The sequence below is a fragment of the Streptomyces venezuelae genome, from assembly GCF_008642355.1.
Lineage (GTDB): Bacteria > Actinomycetota > Actinomycetes > Streptomycetales > Streptomycetaceae > Streptomyces > Streptomyces venezuelae_B.
Genome location: NZ_CP029193.1, coordinates 4223481 through 4240832 on the forward strand (window position 1 = coordinate 4223481; position 17352 = coordinate 4240832).

14 protein-coding genes are annotated in these 17352 nt (G+C 71.6%); 5 read left to right on the plus strand and 9 right to left on the minus strand.

Translation table 11 applies throughout. The features are described 5' to 3' along the window. Window positions 1-113 precede the first annotated feature (113 nt). Complete coding sequence (locus DEJ47_RS19565) at window positions 114-2225, plus strand: PhoX family protein (protein WP_150170090.1); 2112 nt, start codon at window positions 114-116, stop codon at window positions 2223-2225. A gap of 75 nt (window positions 2226-2300) precedes the next feature. Here the strand turns inward: DEJ47_RS19565 and DEJ47_RS36480 are convergent, their stop codons facing one another. Together DEJ47_RS36480 and DEJ47_RS19575 are read right to left on the minus strand one after the other, a co-directional pair. Beyond that, complete coding sequence (locus DEJ47_RS36480) at window positions 2301-3359, minus strand: hypothetical protein (RefSeq protein ID WP_161235697.1); 1059 nt, start codon at window positions 3357-3359, stop codon at window positions 2301-2303. A gap of 198 nt (window positions 3360-3557) precedes the next feature. Next, window positions 3558-4544, minus strand: coding sequence for a LysR family transcriptional regulator (locus DEJ47_RS19575; RefSeq protein ID WP_150170092.1), 987 nt, complete (start codon window positions 4542-4544; stop codon window positions 3558-3560). Between the two features lie 222 nt (window positions 4545-4766). Between DEJ47_RS19575 and snpA the strand changes: the two genes are divergently transcribed. Continuing rightward, the gene (snpA, locus tag DEJ47_RS19580; protein ID WP_150170094.1) at window positions 4767-5426 is read left to right on the plus strand and encodes a snapalysin; all 660 of its coding nucleotides are present in this window, start codon (window positions 4767-4769) and stop codon (window positions 5424-5426) included. 77 nt (window positions 5427-5503) lie between these two features. Here the strand turns inward: snpA and DEJ47_RS19585 are convergent, their stop codons facing one another. From DEJ47_RS19585 to DEJ47_RS19605, 5 genes are all read right to left on the minus strand, one after another. Then, complete coding sequence (locus DEJ47_RS19585) at window positions 5504-7507, minus strand: FUSC family protein (protein ID WP_150170096.1); 2004 nt, start codon at window positions 7505-7507, stop codon at window positions 5504-5506. A 44-nt stretch (window positions 7508-7551) separates the two neighbouring features. After that, a complete protein-coding gene (locus tag DEJ47_RS19590) occupies window positions 7552-8586 on the minus strand; it encodes an endonuclease/exonuclease/phosphatase family protein (protein ID WP_398336297.1) in 1035 nt (344 codons plus the stop codon). Between the two features lie 87 nt (window positions 8587-8673). Beyond that, window positions 8674-9513, minus strand: coding sequence for a hypothetical protein (locus DEJ47_RS19595; protein WP_150170100.1), 840 nt, complete (start codon window positions 9511-9513; stop codon window positions 8674-8676). 66 nt (window positions 9514-9579) lie between these two features. Further along, window positions 9580-10431, minus strand: a complete 852-nt coding sequence (locus DEJ47_RS19600) for an ABC transporter permease (protein WP_150170102.1) — start codon at window positions 10429-10431, stop codon at window positions 9580-9582. Further along, window positions 10428-11447 carry an ATP-binding cassette domain-containing protein gene (locus DEJ47_RS19605; RefSeq protein ID WP_150170104.1) on the minus strand — a complete coding sequence of 340 codons (1020 nt, stop codon included), beginning with the start codon at window positions 11445-11447 and terminating at the stop codon, window positions 10428-10430. Before DEJ47_RS19605 ends, DEJ47_RS19600 begins: the two co-directional genes overlap by 4 nt. A 196-nt stretch (window positions 11448-11643) precedes the next feature. On the opposite strand from DEJ47_RS19605, the gene DEJ47_RS19610 reads away from it, so the two are divergent. After that, the gene (locus DEJ47_RS19610; protein WP_150170106.1) at window positions 11644-12069 is read left to right on the plus strand and encodes an SH3 domain-containing protein; all 426 of its coding nucleotides are present in this window, start codon (window positions 11644-11646) and stop codon (window positions 12067-12069) included. Window positions 12070-12108: 39 nt separating this feature from the next. Further along, entirely contained in the window at window positions 12109-12507 is a 399-nt protein-coding gene (locus DEJ47_RS19615; protein ID WP_150170108.1) for a hypothetical protein, read from the plus strand. Here the strand turns inward: DEJ47_RS19615 and DEJ47_RS19620 are convergent. Continuing rightward, window positions 12492-13892, minus strand: a complete 1401-nt coding sequence (locus DEJ47_RS19620) for an MFS transporter (protein ID WP_150170110.1) — start codon at window positions 13890-13892, stop codon at window positions 12492-12494. The two genes, DEJ47_RS19615 and DEJ47_RS19620, sit on opposite strands and share 16 nt — an antisense overlap. Next, a complete protein-coding gene (locus DEJ47_RS19625) occupies window positions 13892-15181 on the minus strand; it encodes an SGNH/GDSL hydrolase family protein (protein ID WP_150170112.1) in 1290 nt (429 codons plus the stop codon). Before DEJ47_RS19625 ends, DEJ47_RS19620 begins: the two co-directional genes overlap by 1 nt. A 168-nt stretch (window positions 15182-15349) precedes the next feature. Between DEJ47_RS19625 and DEJ47_RS19630 the strand changes: the two genes are divergently transcribed. After that, complete coding sequence (locus DEJ47_RS19630) at window positions 15350-16264, plus strand: LysR family transcriptional regulator (protein WP_190415464.1); 915 nt, start codon at window positions 15350-15352, stop codon at window positions 16262-16264. Window positions 16265-17352 lie beyond the last annotated feature (1088 nt).

The following is a 17352-nucleotide window of genomic DNA, read 5'->3' on the forward strand; positions in this document are numbered from 1 at the left end:
ACAACTCCCTCCCATGCGCCACGGATTCACCGTCCGTTCACCCGCAGGCCGCCGCCGTGCCGAACCCCGCGCCTAGCCTCACGGCGGAATCAAGCCACAACGACGGAGGACTCGTGCCCAAGCTGCTGCCGATCATCACCTCGCATCAGGGGAGCGGCGGCCGTTCCGCCCTGACCTGCCGGTTCCGCTGCGGTGACGCCTGCTTCGGCGAGGTGCCCAACACCAGTGACAACGCGTACGTCGGCGACGTCATCGCCGGTGCGCTCAGCCGACGTTCGATGATGCGCGCCGCCGCCGTCGTGACGGTCGCCACCGCCGCGGGCGGCGCGGTCCTGGCCGGGCCGGGAGCGGGAGAGGCCGTCGCCGCCGCGCCCACGGCCGCGGAGCGCGGCTACGGGCACGGCAAGAACCGTAGGAACAAGGGAGCCCGCGGGCTCCGGTTCACCCCCGTCGCCCCCAACACCGCCGACACCGTCACCGTCCCCGACGGGTACGAGCAGAACATCGTCATACGGTGGGGCGAGCCCATCCTCCGCGGCGCGCCCGCCTTCGACGCCGAGAAGCAGACCGCCAAGGCCCAGGCCGGGCAGTTCGGGTACAACAACGACTTCCTCAGCCTGCTGCCGCTCCGGCGCGAGCACGGCCGGCAGGTCCTCGTCGCCAACCACGAGTACACGGACGAGGTTCTGATGTTCAAGGGGTACGACCCCGCGAACCCCACCCGTGAGCAGGTCGAGATCGCCTGGGCCGCCCACGGTCTGTCCGTGGTCGTCGTGGAGGGGGAGAGGAGGAGCGGGGCGCTGCGTGCCGTCTCGCGGCACCAGCTCAACCGGCGGCTGACCGCCACCAGCCCGTTCCGGCTCTCCGGCCCCGTCGCGGGCAGCGAGCTCGTCCGCACCAAGGCCGACCCGCGCGGCACCACCGTTCTCGGCACCCTCAACAACTGCTCGGGCGGCACCACCCCGTGGGGCACGACCCTGCACGGCGAGGAGAACTTCAACCAGTACTTCGGCAACGCGGACAAGGTCACCGACCCGAAGACCGCCGCCCGCCTCAAGCGGTACGGCGTGACCGGTGCCGCCTCCGAGCGGAAGTGGGAGAGGTTCGACCGCCGCTTCGACCTCGCCCAGGAGCCCAACGAGGCCAACCGGTTCGGCTGGGTCGTCGAACTCGACCCGTACGACCCCGATTCGACCCCGCGCAAGCGCACCGCGCTCGGCCGCTTCAAGCACGAGGCCGCACAGCCGCGCCTCACGCACGACGGCCGTCCCGTCGTCTACATGGGCGACGACGAGAAGTTCGACTACTTCTACAAGTTCGTCAGCAGCAAGCGCGTCGCCAAGGGCACGTCCCGCGCCGCGCACGAGCACAACCTGACCCTGCTCGACGAGGGGACGCTCTACGTCGCCAAGCTGACCGGTGACTCGCCCGCCGACCAGATCGACGGGAAGGGGACGCTTCCCGCCGACGGCGAGTTCGACGGCAGCGGGACCTGGATTCCGCTCGCCACCGCCGGGCCCGGCGGCAAGGCCGTCAGCCACGTCGACGGCATGACCGCCGAGGAGGTGTACGTCTTCACGCGCCTCGCCGGTGACAAGGTGGGCGCCACGAAGATGGACCGGCCCGAGGACATCGAGCCGTCGCCGCACACCGGCAAGGTGTACGTGGCCCTGACGAACAACTCCGACCGCGGCAAGGCGGGCAAAACGGGTGCCGACGAGGCCAACCCGCGCAACCTCAACAAGCACGGGCAGATCCTGGAGCTGACCGAGCGCCGCAACCGCGCGGACGCGACCTCCTTCGGCTGGTCGCTGTTCCTCGTCGCCGGTGACCCGAACGACCCCGCCACGTACTTCGCGGGCTTCCCCAAGGAGCGGGTCTCCCCCATCTCCTGCCCGGACAACGTCGCCTTCGACCCGCACGGCAACCTGTGGATCTCCACCGACGGCAACCAACTGGGATCGCACGACGGCCTGTTCGGCGTCGCCACGCGCGGTGACCGGCGCGGTGAGCTCAAGCAGTTCCTGACGATGCCGACCGGCGCCGAGACGTGCGGGCCGATCATCCAGGACCGGCGCGTCCTCGTCTCCGTGCAGCACCCGGGCGAAATCGACGGCGCGTCCGTGGAGAAGCCGGCGAGCGCCTGGCCCGACGGACCCGGCAAGATCGTCCGCCCGGCGGTCGTCTCGGTGTGGCGCGAGGACGGCTGCGACATCGGCGTCTGAGACGCCGACAGTACGGAAACGGGGCATCCCGCTCGGTGCGGGGTGCCCCATCGTCGTACCGCTGTCGGATCGTGCTCAGCCGTTCTGCTTGCGGCGGTACAGCGCGAAGCCGAGGCCCGCCGCGCCCGCCGCCGCCATGCCGCCGCCCGCGGCGATCAGCGGGGCGTCGTCGGACGAGGACTCGGAGCTTGACCGGACGCCTTCGGCTCCGGCCTTGACGCCGCCCCTCGGGACGACCCGCTGCGATTCGTCGCGCGGGTGGGAGTGGGGCCGCGGCTGCGGCTTGGTGCCGTGGTTGTCGTGGCGCTCGTGGTGGCCGTTGCCGTTCGTCCGGCCCTCGGTCCAGCCCTTCATGGTGCCGTCGGGGTTGAGGACGAAGTGGGCGCCGTTGTGCCGGCCGTACGCGGGCTTGTCGCCGGTCTGCTTCAGCGTGTCCCAGACCGACTTCTTGCCGGTGTCGGGCGCCTTGGCGATCATGTCGGCCTCGTAGCCGTCCGAGACCTTGTAGACCTTCGCGTCGAAGCCGCTGCCGCCGAGGTTCTTGTACTCACGCACGAAGACGCGCTTGTGGTCGGGCTTCGGCTGCGGCTTCGGCGGAGTCGGCTTGGCCTTCATCGTGATGGCACCGCTCGGGGTGAGGGTGAAGGTATTGCCGTCGATGGTCGTCGACGCGGACTTCTCGTAGGCGGTGAGGGAGCCCTTCGCGGCACCGCTGAGGGAGATCGTCGCCTTGGCGGTGCGGGCGGAGGCGTTGACCTCTACGTTCGCGGTCCAGCCCTTGCCGAGGTCCGTCGTGCCCTTCGACTCCCAGCCGCCGGGGACGGGGGGCTGCTCCTTGTCCTTGTCCTTGTCGGACTGGTCGGTGTTGTCCCGGTCCTTCGTCTTGTCCTGGTCCTTCGTCTTGTCCTGGTTGTTCTCGTCCTGCTTCTGGTCCTGGTCCTGCTTCTGCTCCTGCTTCTGGTCCTGCTTCTGGTCCTGGTCCTGGGCGTTCTGCTGGTCGTCCTGCGCGACCTGGCCGCCCTGCGGTGTCGAGGGCGCGTCCACCGCGAACGCGGCCGTGGTGGGGACGGCGAGCGCGGCGATGGCTCCGGTGGCGATGGCGGCGGTGCGGAAGGTACGGCGGGTGGCGCGCATGGCGGTGACTTCCCTCGTCTACTCAGGCTATGGGTCGGACGAGCTGTCCGTGTTTGTGCCCCTTTGCGGTGGCGACGGACATGAAGTTACGGGCGCCATGTGTGCGTCATCCGTAGGGAACGTAACAAGTGCGCCCAGGACGTGACCCAGTACCGTAAAGCGACTGAAAGTGCAGGTCAGAGGGGGTTCTGGCGAAAGTCACCGGCTCGCGGGGACCAACGTCCCGCCGGGCGCCCCGCCGGTCGTCCCCCGGCCGTCGCCGGACCGCAGCAGCCACTCCACATAGGCGGGCGCCTGCCGGGCCGCCTCCCAGTAGGCCGCCTCCAGCTCCCCGTACACCGCGTCGAGCTCCTCCTCCGTGCGCGCCGCCAGGATCAGGCGTACGCCGAGGGGGTCGCCGTACAGCGGACGTACCGCCATGTCGGTCCTGCCGCGCGACGTCGGCTGGCAGAGCGCGACGACCTCGCCCGTGGCGACGAGGGACGCCGCGGTGAGGTAATCGCCGTGCAGGACACGCGGGTTGAGCCCGGCCGCGGTCAGGACGCGGCGCAGGCCGTCCCATTCGCCGTCGACCGTCGGGTCGACCATCCAGCGGTCCTCCGCGAGGTCGGAGAGGCGTACGACGGGCCGGTCCGCCGCCGGATGGTCCGCGGCGAGGGAGACGAACTGCGGCTCACGGTCGAGGAGGACCCGTCTTCGGAGGCTCTCCGGCAGCCGCAGCGGGCAGCCCTCCACCTCGTGCACGAACGCGATGTCGAGGTGGCCGGTCTCCACCATGCGCAGGAGCGCGTTGGCGGACACGTCCATCTGGAGCGACATCTCGGTGCCGGGGAGGCGTGCGCGCAGCTTGCGCAGCCAGCCCGGTATGGCGCGGCTCGCCGTGGAGCCTATGCGCAGCTGCGGGCCCTCGGCGGTGCGCGCGGCGGCCGCCTTCGTCTCCGCGACCAGCGCCCGCATCTCCGTGACGAGAGGCCTGGCGCGGCTGAGGACGACCCGGCCGAGCTGGGTGGGGCGGCATCCCGTGCGCTCGCGGGAGAAGAGCTGGCCGCCGAGCGCGTGCTCGATGCGGCGCAGCTGGGTCGTCAGCGACGGCTGGCTCATGCCGAGCTGCCGCGCGGCCTTGTGCAGGCTGCCGGTGTCGGCGATGGCGCACAGTGCGCGGAGGTGCCTCACCTCGAGCTCCATGGCCGATGAGCGTAGAGGCGGTACGGCCGCTGCACCAGACGCTCAAACCCCATGAGAACCGGCCGTTCTGGGCAGGCCGGGTCATGGCGATAGCTCCGGGCTATCGCGAGTTGCCATCATTCCCACGCGCCCCACGCTCCCCGACACTCACAGCTACCGAACCGTTCACCTTTCATCGACCGCCCCCACGCGGTCGTGGAACGAGTAGGAAGCCCCCCACACATGAACAAGCGTTACCTGTCTGTCGCCGCTGCCCTCGGCCTTGCCGTCGCCGGACTCGGCGCGACGTCGGCCACGGCCACGCCTGCCGGCTCCGCGCCGGCGCCGGTCTCCGCCACCTCGTCGTACGCCGCGTACGAGGGTTCTGCCGCCGAGGCCAAGGCCAACAAGGCGTTCTTCGAGGCCGTCGTGAAGGCGGTCGCCGAGAAGCGTGCGGCCAATCCGGGTGCGAAGTCGGTGACCGTCACGTACGACGCGTCCGGCGCGCCCACGTTCGCCCAGCAGATAGCCAGCTCCACGTCGATCTGGAACAGCTCGGTCTCCAACGTCAAGCTGCAGGAGGGCAGTTCGGGCGCGAGCTTCTCGTACCGCGAGGGCAATGACGCGCGCGGCTCGTACGCGAGCACGGACGGCCACGGCAAGGGGTACATCTTCCTGGACTACGCGCAGAACAAGGAGTACGACTCGACGCGGGTCACCGCGCACGAGACCGGGCACGTGCTGGGGCTGCCCGACACGTACGACGGGCCGTGCAGCCAGCTGATGTCGGGCGGCGGGCCCGGCCCGTCCTGCACGAACTCGAAGCCGGATGCGACGGAGCGGGCGAAGGTGGACCAGCTCTGGGCGAACGGGTTCGCCAAGGCGCTGCACAAGGTCCGCTAGGCGGCCCGCGCGTTTCTTGGGTTTCGCGGGGAGCTGCGGGCCGGTCGTGGCCGGTCGCGCAGTGCCCCGCGCCCCCTTCACCTATCCTGTGGGGACGCCACCGCTCGTGCCGCGCCCACCTCTTGGCGTAGGGGCTCCAGGACGCTGTCCTGAGAGTCGTTCGTGAAGTTCACGTGGCCCTTTTCCAGGACCACCGACGCCCGCAGCCGGTCCGCCAGGGCCCGCAGCTCGCGTGCCACTTCGGCCACCTCCTCCGGCCGCGGCGCAGCCGCTCCGTGCCGGATGCGGACCCTCGCCGCCGTCGTCGCGTCCAGGATGCGTTCGACCGCGACCACCAACGGCCACCACGCCGCCGCCCGCGTCCCCGTGGGCGGCGGCTCGGTGAGGGCGCGCTGGAACTCGGAGCGGATGACGGACAGGTCGCGGTAGAGGCCGCGGCGCATGCGGGCGCGGGCCGCCGCGTCGCCGTCGCCGAACGCGCACTCCACGTACCGCGCCGTGTCCGCGACCGCGTCGGCGAGCCGGTCGCCGATCCGCGTGCCCCAGCTCTCCGGCCAGAGCAGGTACCCGGCGACGAGCGTGATGCCGCAGCCGATCAGGCTGTCGACGAGGCGGGGTACGACGAGGCCGAGGCCCTGGTGGTTGAGGATGTCGGAGAGGAGCAGGATCACCGGGGTGATCGCGGCTGTCTGGTAGCCGTAGCCCCGGGTGGTCAGGGCCGGGATCAGCGGGGCCAGGAGCATCATCACCGGGACGTCCCACCAGCCGTGGGGGACCTCGGCCAGGACCGCCGCCGCCACCACCAGACCCGCCGCCGTGCCGAGCGCGCGGAGGACCGCCCGCGAGAAGACCGAGCCGAAGTCGGGCTTCAGGACGAACGTGACGGTCAGCGCCACCCAGTACGACCTGGGTACGTCGATGATCGAGACCAGGGACTGGGCGAGGCCGATGCAGAGGGCGAGGCGCAGGCCGTAGCGCCAGGAGGCGCCGGACAGGACGACGTTGCGGGCGGCGCGGCGGGCGCGGACGCGCAGGTCGGCGGGGCGGCCGAGGCGGTCGTCGGCCTCGATGACGCCGAGCGGGTCGGGGTCGGCGAGGGTCTCCGCGGCGTGCAGTACGGCGTGGTCGAGGGCGCGGGCCGCGTGGTCCTGGGGTTCGGGGATGCGCGCGGCGGCGCGGGCGGGCGCCTCGGCGGGGTCGGTGCGCGGGGTCTCGCCCCGCTCCACCGCGTCGGCGAGCGCGCGGACCGCGACGGGCACCTCGGGCGGCAGGCGTACGCAGGCGTGACGGGCGGCCTGGTCGGCCGCGGGGGCCGCCTCGATGATGGGGGTCAAGGCGTTCAGCTGGGCCACCAGGCGCACCAGTTCGGGGTTGCGGCCGTGGTCGCGGGTGCGGCGGGCGAGGACGAGGTCGTAGCTCTGGTTCAGGGAGGCGGTGACCGCGGTGCGCGCTTCGTCGTACGCGTCCGTGCCCGCCGCGTCGAGGAGCGCGGCCACCGAACGGTAGGACGCGGCGACGGCGGCACGCTCGGGGACGCCGGAGCGCAGCGGCCAGGCGAGCAGGGCGAGGGTGAGGACGAGGAGGCCGCCGCCGGTCATCAGGAGCGGCGCGAGCCACCACTGCCCCGGCATGGGCAGCCCGGCGCCGACCACGCAGTTGAGCAGCAGGAGCAGCCCCGACACGGAGGCGACCGCGCCGATCGTCGACATCATCCCGGAGACGAGCGCGACGAAGGTGACAGCGCCCACGGCGACCCACCCGTGCCCGAAGACGAGCGAGCCGAGGGTGACGCCGAGGGCGCCGAAGAGCTGCGGGACGGCGATGTTGAAGATCCGCATGCGGTAGGCGTCGGCGGTGTCGCCGATGACGCCGGAGAGGGCGCCCATGGAGGCGAGGGCGCCGTACGAGGGCTGCCCGGCGAGGATGCCGAGCGCGAGGGGGAGCGCCATCGCGACGGAGGCGCGGGCCACGGCCGCCCAGGGGATGGGCGCGGACTGCGGTTTGAGGGACCTGACCAGCCAGTCGGGTGGGGTGAGCGGGCCCAGTGGGACCGGACGGGCGGGGCGGGACTCTCGGGGCATGCGCCCATTATCGGCGCTTTACGTGACTTGCCCTGGCCGGAGGATCAACGCTCTGTTTCGGCTTTGTGCAGGGTCAGTGTGACGACGAGGGCACGGTGGTCGGTGTTCCCGATGTTCAGGAAGCGGGCGTCCCGGGCGGAGAAGTCGGGCGTGGCGAGGACGTGGTCGATCTGCGCGCCGAGCGGGGCGGGCGCGGCGGCGGGCCAGCTCGGGGTGCGGGCCGCGCCGGAGAGGCGGGCGGCGTCGCGGAGCCCTTCGTCGAGGACCTTCCGGAACGCCGCGTGGTCCTGCGTGGCGTTGAAGTCCCCGGCGATGATGGTGGGCGTGCCGCCCCCGGAGGCGGCGTACTCCTGGATCCGGCGCAGCTCGGACTGCCACAGGCCGACCCCGCGGGGCAGCGGCGGCATGGGATGCGCGAGCTGTACGCGTACGGCGTGGCCCCGCACGTCGGCGACGGCGCCCGGCATGCCGAGGGTGCCCTCGACGCCGTCCGCGCTCTTCAACGGCACCTTCGCGAGGATGACGGAGCCCTCCGCGCCGGACGCCTCGACCGACTCGCGGTAGGGGTAGTCGGCGCGGGGCAGCTCTTCGCGGAGCAGCGCGGAGCACGCGAAGTCGCACTCCTCGACGAAGAGCAGGTCGGGCCGCTCCTCGCGCACGGCCTCGATCAGCCCTTCCGTCCCGCCCCCGAACTCGACGTTGGACGTCAGCACCCGCACTTCGGCGACGGCGGGCCCGCTCGGCGCGTCGGTGTTCCCGTACGGCTCCACGTACCAGGCGACCACCCCGAGCGCGACGACCGCCCACACCGTCCCGACCCGCCACCGCGCGAGCACGGCCAGCAGCAGTCCGGCACCGGCGGGCACGAGCAGCCACGGCAGGAACGCCAGGACCTGCGGCACGGGGGTGACTCCGTCGGAGTCGGCCACCCGGAACCCGGCGACGACGCTGACCCCGGCCAGCAGCAGCCCGGCACCCCACGCGGCAACCCGCCCCACCCGCCTCCGCCGCCGCGGTTCCGGCGTGTCCAGGTCCCCCTCGACGTCGCCCCCGACGGCCACACTCTCCGCGCTGTCCAAGAAGCCACCCCTCACACCGGTCACCCGCATCCTCCCCCAGAGACGGGACACGGCGGACGGCGGTTGCCCGACGGCCGCCGCCCGGGGTCAGGCGCGGCGGCGCACCCGCGGCCCCAGCCACGCCGCCACCGCAACCACCACCATCACCCCGATGATCACCCACGCCGTCACCCGCAGCGTCTCCGTCAGCGCGTCGTACACCGCGCCCGCCGCGTCATGGGAGATGTCCGAGGGGAGATCGTCCAGGGTGAGGGCCCGGCCGATGGCCACCGCAGCCGCCAGGATCGCCGCGCCGACCGCCATGCCGAGGGCCGTGGCGAGGACCGCCCTGCGTCGCCGGCCGGCGAGGAGGATGCCCGCGGCGGCCAGGATCGCCGCCGCGACCGCGGGCCAGACGCCCGCCACCTGCAGCGCGTGGAAGCTGTGCCACAGCCAGCCCAGGTCCTTGGACTGCAGGACCGTGATGTCCGTGTGTTTCACCGGGATCTTCGACGCGAACGGCACCCCATCGTCCACCAGTTGCTGCTTGACCTGCTGCGTGATGGGCGCGAGGTCGATGGTGACCTCGCCGCTCGAGTCGTCGTTCAGGGCCGACTGCACGGCGTCGTGCGCCGCGCGGTTCGCCGCGTTCCAGGCCGTCTTGTACGACGCCGTCTCCGTGAACGACGCCACCGCGTCCCGTACGAACGACTCGACGGTGCCCTGCAGCGGGCCCACGTCGATCTCCTTCATCACCGACCCCGTGACCTCGTCGGCGACCGCCGCGCGCACCGCCGGGTCGGAGGCGAGGGGCGCCATCGTGGCGACGTAACTGTCCCGGTCCCCGATCTCGTACGTCGCCCAGATCGAGAGCACGCCGAGCGGAACCAGGACGCAGGCGAGGACCAGGAGGGCGGCGGACAGCGGACCGCGGACGGATTTCGGCACGCCTCCAAGGCAAGACCCCGGTCACGCGGGGCGCGACCGGGGCGACTGCATATGGGGCAACACGGGCTACTTACGGTTGTACAGACGCATCGTCACCGGCCCGAACACCGCCACCAGGAGCAGCGCCCAGCCGAGCGTCCACGCCAGCTCCGTCGTCGGCGACGTGCCGTCCATCAGGGCGCGCACCGCCGACGAGCAGTGGGTGATCGGGTTGTTGTTCACGAACGCCTGCAGCCAGCCCGGCATCGTCTCCGGCTTCACGAAGATGTCGCTCAGGAACGTCAGCGGGAAGATCACCATCATGCTGACGCCCATCACCGACTTCTCCGTGCGCAGCAGCAGCCCGAACATCGTCCAGATCCACGAGAACGCGAAGGAGAAGACGAGCAGGACCGCGATCCCCGCCACGACGCCGACGAAGCCGCCGTCCGGGCGGAAGCCCATGATGAGGCCGACGGTCAGGATGACGACCGACGCGATGGCGTAGCGCAGGGCGTCGCCCAGGAGGTAGCCGACCATCGTCGACGGGCGCCAGATCGGCAGCGTACGGAAGCGGTCGAAGACGCCCTTCTCGATGTCGGTGTTGACCGACACGCCCGTATACATCGTGATCATGACGACGGACATCACGAGGATGCCGGGCAGCAGGTACTGGATGTACTCGGACGGGGAGCCGGCGAGCGCGCCCCCGAACAGGTACGTGTACATCAGCACCATCATGATCGGGAACGCCGTGACGTCGAAGAGCTGCTCCGGCACGTGCTTGATCTTGAGGATGGCGCGCCAGCCGAACGTGAGGCAGGCGGACAGCGCGGTGGGCCTGGCCGGCCGCTCGGTGGCGATGAGCAGTTCGGCGAGGGACTCGGTCCTGACGGGGGCGAGGTCCTGCGTCTCGGTGGTGCCGGCTGCGGTGCTCATGCCGTGGCCTCTTCCTTCAGGTCCGCGGTGGGGGTCTGGTGCGAGGCGTCCGTGCCGGTCAGGGCGAGGAACACCTCGTCGAGGCTCGGCTGGCCGAGGGAGAAGTTGTCGACGGTGATGCCGGCGCGGGCGAGCTCGGCGAGCGCCCGGGAGGCCTGCTCGGCGGCGCCACCCCCGCTGGACCCGGCACCCGCCTCGTCCGTCCCCACCCGCGCCGTCAGCGCGACCGGATCCGGTTCGAGCTGCACCTGCGCGTCGAGCACCGCGCCGAGCAGCCGCGCCGCCTCCTCGCGCTGTGCGGCCTCCCGCAACCGCACATGGACCGAGCCCGCGCCGACCGACGCCTTGAGTTCGCCCTTGGTGCCCTCCGCGATGACCTTGCCCCGGTCGATGACGGCGATCCGCGCCGCCAACTGGTCGGCCTCGTCGAGGTACTGCGTGGTGAGCAGGACCGTCGTGCCGTGACCGACGACCGCGCGCACGATGTCCCACACCTGGTTGCGGCTGCGCGGGTCGAGCCCCGTCGTCGGCTCGTCCAGGAACAGCAGGTCGGGGGTGTTCAGGATGGACGCGGCGATGTCGATACGGCGCCGCATGCCGCCCGAGTAGTTCTTCACCTGCCGCGCCGCGGCCTCCGTGAGCCCGAACGCGTCGAGCAGCTGCCCGGCACGGCCGCGCGCCGCCTGCTTGGAGTGGCCCGTGAGGCGGCCCAGCAGGATCAGGTTCTCCAGGCCGGTCAGATCCTCGTCGACCGACGCGTACTGCCCGGTCAGGCTCACCCGGCCGCGTACGGCGTCCGCCTCCCGCACGACGTCGTGCCCGAACACGTGCGCCTCGCCCCCGTCGGGCCGCAGCAGGGTGGCGAGCATCTTGACCGCCGTGGTCTTGCCCGCCCCGTTCGGCCCCAGTACGCCGTAGACCGTGCCGGCCGGGACGGTGAGGTCGATGCCGTCGACCGCGCGGTTGTCGCCGAAGGTCTTCACCAGACCCGCGGTCTCGATGGCCATGCTGCTCATGTCCGCCCGCCTTCTCACAGGAGCAAGAGGTAAAGGATTCGTCATGAGGGCAGACCGGGCCCGCCCCGGAAACTCATCGCTCGGCTCATCGCTTCAGCTCTTCGATTTCAGCTCATCGATTTCAGCGTAGGGAAGCTTCCGGTGGAGCGCTCGGCCGATCGGGTGTTACCTGGATGAGGGGGCGAGGAGGCTGATCATGCGAATCGCTCTGAGCGTGGCGGCGCTGCTGACCTTCGGGACCGTCGCTGCCACCGCAACCGCTACCGCCGCTCCCGCCCACGACAACGACAGCGTCATCTGGGGCACCGTCGTCTCGGGGCCGGACCTGAAGGTCAGGGACGAGCCGAGTACGCACGGCAAGATCCTGGCGAAGATGCCGTACGGCAGCGAGGACCGCGTCAAGTGCGCCGTACGCGGCATGTCCGTGCACGGCAACCCGCACTGGTACTGGCTGGAGGGCGAGCGGGGCTGGGTGAGCGCGGAGTACGTCGACACGGGCGGCCGTCACGTGCCGAGCTGCGGGTCGTGGTCCGAGGACCCGTGCCCGAAGTGGCGCGACCGTGACCACCATGACCACCGCGACCACCAGGACTGCGGCCCCTGTTCCTACCGCAACCACTGATACGCACGTCGTCGTCGGGGGGCCGAGAAGGGAACCGTCATGGCACACACCGCACCCGTCCGCTACGCGCCCCGCTCCCCCCGGACGACCGCGACCTCCGCGTCCCGCTGGGCGGGCCTCGCCCTGCTCGCGGGGATCGTCTACGGCCTCTGGGCCTGCGCGATCCGACGCGACGGCGGGCCGATCACCACCGGGAACGTCATGCTCGGGGTGGTGACCGGCCTGATCTTCGCCGCCGTCATGTTCGCCCTGCACCGCCTCGCGCCCTCGCTCCCGCGCGAACTGCGCGCCCTGTCCTGGGCGGCGTTCGCGGGCATCGCGCTCGGCTTCCTCTGCAGTCTGGGCGGTGCGAGTGTGCTGAGGTCCACCGTGATCGCGTCGGTGGTCGCGGCGGGTGTCTTCGCGGTGATGTTCTACCGCTACTACACGACCGAGTGAGCCGCGCTCTTCCCGCGGGCGCCCTCGCCGAGCCGGTGTGCGGCGAGCGCTGAAACCCCCAGCACCAGCGCGGAGTTGACGGCCACGGCCACACTCACCCCGGACAGGACGCCCCGCGGATCCGCGGGGCCCCCTGTCCGGGCCGCCACGATTGCGCTCATCACGGGGATGCCGAGCGTGATGCCGACCTGCTGGGTCATGGTCGCGAGACCGGTCGCCAGACCCTGCTCGGAGTCGGCGACACCCGACGTGGCGGTCACCATGAACCCCACGATCAGAAGCATGTTGCCGACACCGCCCACGAACGTCGCGGCAAGCAGCGGATACAGCCATCCGCCCGACGTACCGAGCGCGACCAGCGACACCGTGGCGGCGGCCTGCACCACACCCCCGCCGAGGATCGTCGCCCGCCCGCCGAACCGGCTCACGGCCCGCCCGCCGAGCAGCCCGCCGACCACCGTGCCGACGCCGAGGACGCCGAACGCGAGCCCCGTGGCGAGAGCGGAGTAGCCGAGGACTTCCTGCAAGTAGAGCGTCATGAGGAAGACCAGCGAGGTCTCCGTCGCGAAGGCGATCAGGCCGGCGGCATTGCCCCAGACGACGGACCGGCGCCGCATGATGCGGACGGGTACGAGCGGCGCGGGCGACCGCTGCTCCACGAACCAGAAGGCGACGAGCAGACCGCCGCCCGCGAGCAGCGAGGCGAGCGCGTGGGGCTCGGTCCAGCCGGTCTCCCCGGCCCGCGTGAGCCCGTGGACGAGGGCCAGCAGCCCGCCCGTGACGGTGACCGCGCCCGGCAGGTCGAGCCGGTGCCTGCACACGATCCGCGAGTCGGTGAGCAGGGCCGGCGCGAGGGCGACGACCACGGCCGCGACGGGCACGTTGATGAAGAACGCCCACCGCCAGGAGAGCAGTTCGGTGAGGAGCCCGCCGAGGACGGCGCCGGTGGTGAAGCCGGCGGACATCAGCGCGCCGTTGAGTCCGAGGGCCCGGTCCCGCAGCGGCCCCTCGCGGAACGCGGTGGTGAGCAGCGCGAGCCCCGCCGGGGTGACGGCCGCCGTGGCGAGTCCTTGCAGCACCCGCGCCGTGAGCAGCACGTCCGGGGAGGTGGCGAGACCCCCGAGGGCCGAGGAGAGGCCGAGCAGCGCCATGCCGCCGATGAAGAGCCGCTTGCGTCCGAAGAGGTCCGCGACACGGCCGAAGAGGAGCGTGAAACCTGCGGCTGCGAGCGCGAAGGACGTGGCGATCCACTGAAGATCGGCGAGGGAGAAGCCGAGCCCTTCGCCGACGACGGGCAGGGCGACGTTCAGGATGGAGAAGTCCACGGCGACCATGAACTGGGACCCGAGGAGAAGGGTGAGGACGAGCTTCTGCCGCCCGGTCATCACAGGGCCTCCAGGTCCACCGCGCGGGCCATGGCACGGTAGCCCGCGTCGTTCGGGTGCAGGTGGTCGCCGCTGTCGTACGCGGGGGCGATGCGCTCGGGGTCCCGCGGGTCGGCGAGGGCCCTGTCGAAGTCGACGTACGCGTCGTACTCGCCGGACGTCCGCACCCAGTCGTTGAACTCGTCGCTCACGGCGGCGGCGTGCTTGCCGTAGTGGTCGGAGCCGCCGAGGGGCAGGAGGGTGGCGCCGACGACCCGTACGCCCTTGGCGCGCGCCTTGCGTATCAACTCCCGGTGCCCTTCGATGAGTTCGCGGGCGGAGACGACCGGAGCGGGCTTGTAGGTCGGCTTGTCGGTCTCGCTGAACCCGATGTCGTTGAGGCCTTCGAGGACGACGACCGTGCCCACGCCGGGCAGGTCGAGGGCGTCGCGCGAGAACCGGTTGGCGCTCTTCTCGCCGTACCAGGCCGAATCGTTGAGGACCATGTTGCCGCCGATGCCGGCGTTGAGGACGGGCTGTGACTTCCCCGCCTTGTCGAGTCTCTCGGCGAGGGCGTCGGACCAGCGGCGGTTGCGGTCGGTGGAGGAGGCGAACCCGTCGGTGATGGAGTCGCCGAAGAGGACGACGCCGTCGCGCTTCTCCGGGGCGCGGGAGCTGCCGACGTCCACGCCGGAGAGGTAGTACCAGGACTCGGTCGACTCGCCGAAGGCCCGGCCGCCCGTGTCGGAGGTGTGGTTCCCGGCGGCGCGGTAGCTGGTCGCGAAGGACTGGGCGTGGAAGGTGGCGGGCCCGGTCGTGCCGGAGAGGTGGAGGGTGACGGTGACGGACTCGAAGGGTTCGAGTCCCAACCCGGCGGCGTCACTCCGCAGGTGCCCGCGAGCGGGAATGGTGACGCCCGACTCTCCGCCGAAGGTGAGCCGCGTGACCGATCCCTTCTCCACGGCCGCACCCTTCCCGGCTCGGGCGATGGTCGCGCTCTCGATCCGCAGCGGAGAGCTGCCGTACGCGTTGGAGAGCCGGATGCGGGCTCCGTCACCGCCTTCGGTGACGCGGACGACCTGGCGGAGGGTCTGGTCGTCGAAGCCGGCTTCGGACCAGTTGGGCTTGAAGCCGGTGCTGGGGCGCTGTGGGGCGCTCGCCCAGGCAGCGGTCCATGAGACGCCGTGATGCGCGGACGAGGGCGGAACGGCCTGGGCTCCAGCGGTGACGGCGAGCCCGGCGGTCAGGGCGAGAGCGGCGGCGGTGGCGGTGACGGTGGTGGCGAGGGACGTGCGGGCACGCGAAATCATCGAAGGCTCCGGCTGGTCGAGGAGTGACGAGGAGGGAGAAGGCGTCCGTTCGGCGGTCCGCCGTCCCGACTCCTCAAAGATCCGCCGACGGCGATCCGTCATCAACGGCGATCCATGAAACGATCGACGCGCTCAGGCTTATCGATGCAGGTCACAGGGGGTACTGCGATGGAGCGGCAAGAGCTGGAGACCTTCTTGACCCTGGCCGAGGAGCTGCATTTCGGGCGTACGGCGGAGCGGCTGCTGCTCTCGCAGGCGCGGGTCAGCCAGACGGTGAAGAAGCTGGAGCGCAAGATCGGTGCTCCGCTCTTCGAGCGCACGAGCCGTGTGGTGCGGTTGTCGCCGCTGGGGCGTCAGCTGTACGACGATCTGGCGCCGCTCCACAAGGAGATGGAGGCGGCGGTGGCCCGCGCGAAGAATGTCGCGCGGGGCGTCGGCGGTGAGCTGAACGTCGGCTTCCTCGGGGCGGGCGCGGGCACGCTGACGGCCCCGATTCTGACGCTGTTCCGGGAGCGCAGTCCTGGGGTCGAGGTGCGGATGCGGGAGACCCAGTACCAGGATCCGCTGGGCGCGTTGCGGGGTGGCGAGATCGACGTGCTCTTCACGTGCCTGCCCGTCCAGGAGCCGGACCTGGCCGTCGGCCCGGTCGTCATCAACGAGCCGCGTCTCCTCGCGATGCCGGTCGGCCACCCGTTGGCAGGGCGGACCTCCGTCTCCCTGGAGGAGTTGGCGGGCGAGACGTTCTTCGGCGTCGTGAACGGCGCGCCCGCGTACTGGTGGGACTTCCACGTGCCGCCGCGTACGCCCAGCGGGCGCGAGATCCGCCGGGGCCAGGCGGTGGCGTCCTTCCAGGAACTGATGACCCTGATCGCGGCGGGCCAGGGCATCTCACCGGTCGTGGCCTCCGTGGAGAAGTACTACGCCCGGCCCGGCGTCACGTTCGTGCCCCTCGACGACGTGCCGTCCGCGGAGGTCGCGCTGATCCACCGGTTGGTGGGTGTGGGGGCGGATGCGCGGGTGGAGGGGTTTGTTCGGGTGGTACGGGATGTGGTGGGGGCGAATGGGGGGCCGGCGGCGTACTAGGTCGGGGGCGGGCGGTGACTTCGGTGGGCCCGCGCCTTCGATGCTTGCCGGGGCCGCCCGGGGTTTTGCGGAGTGTGGCGGTTCCGGGCCGGGAGTAAAGGGCGCTCCGCTGCGCTGCGCGTCGGCTGCGCCGATTCCGCTGCGCTCCACCCTTGACTCCCGTCCCTCCACCGCGAGCTGCTTGTTGACCCGGACGGCCAGGGGTGGGGGCAACGGGGACCGCTGGCGCAGTCATCGGCTTTCGCTGCCGGGTGCGGCCCGGTCCATCGTGGGCGGCGGGTCACGGTCACGGGCCCGCCTACCGCGCGGCTTGGCCGCTCGGGTCATCGGCTCGCGTGGCCGGGTGCGGCCCGTCCCAACGCAAGCCACCCTCACCGTCCGGGTCGGGTCATCGGCTCTCGTTGCCGGGTGCGGTCCGGTCCATCGTGGGCGGAAGTCACGGTCGATGAGCTGTATCCGGCCGGGGGCCGCCCCCCTCCGGCACCTACTTCGGGAAAGTTGCGAATGCCTTCGCCGCGCGCCCCCCTGCCAAGCCGCACACGCCCCCCTGCTCACGGGCTTACCGCGCCGGATTCGCGACATCCATGACGTAACTGACGGCGCACAGGGAAGCGAGAAGGGGGCGCGCGGCCGACCGATTCGCAACTTTCCCAAAGTAGGTGCCGGAGGGCGCGGCGCCCCCCGGGCCACAGCTCATCGAGCATGGCTCCCGCCCACGTTGGGCCGGTCCGCACCCGGCAACGAAAGCGGCCGACCCGCCCCGAACAGTGAGGGCCACTCACGATGAGCCGGTCCGCACCCGGCAGCGCGAGCGGATGACCCGAGCGGCCAAGCCGCGCGGTAGGCGGGCCCGTGACCGTGACCCGTCGGCCACGATGGACCGGGCCGCACCCGGCGATGAACGGCAATGACCCACCCACCCGGATCCGCCGCCTCACCCCTGGCCGTCCGGGTCAAGAAACAGCTCGCGGTGGAGGGACGGGAGTCAAGGGTGGAGCGCAGCGGAATCGGCGCAGCCGACGCGCAGCGCAGCGGAGCGCCCTTTACTCCCGGCCCGGAACCGCCACACTCCGCAAAACCCCGGGCGG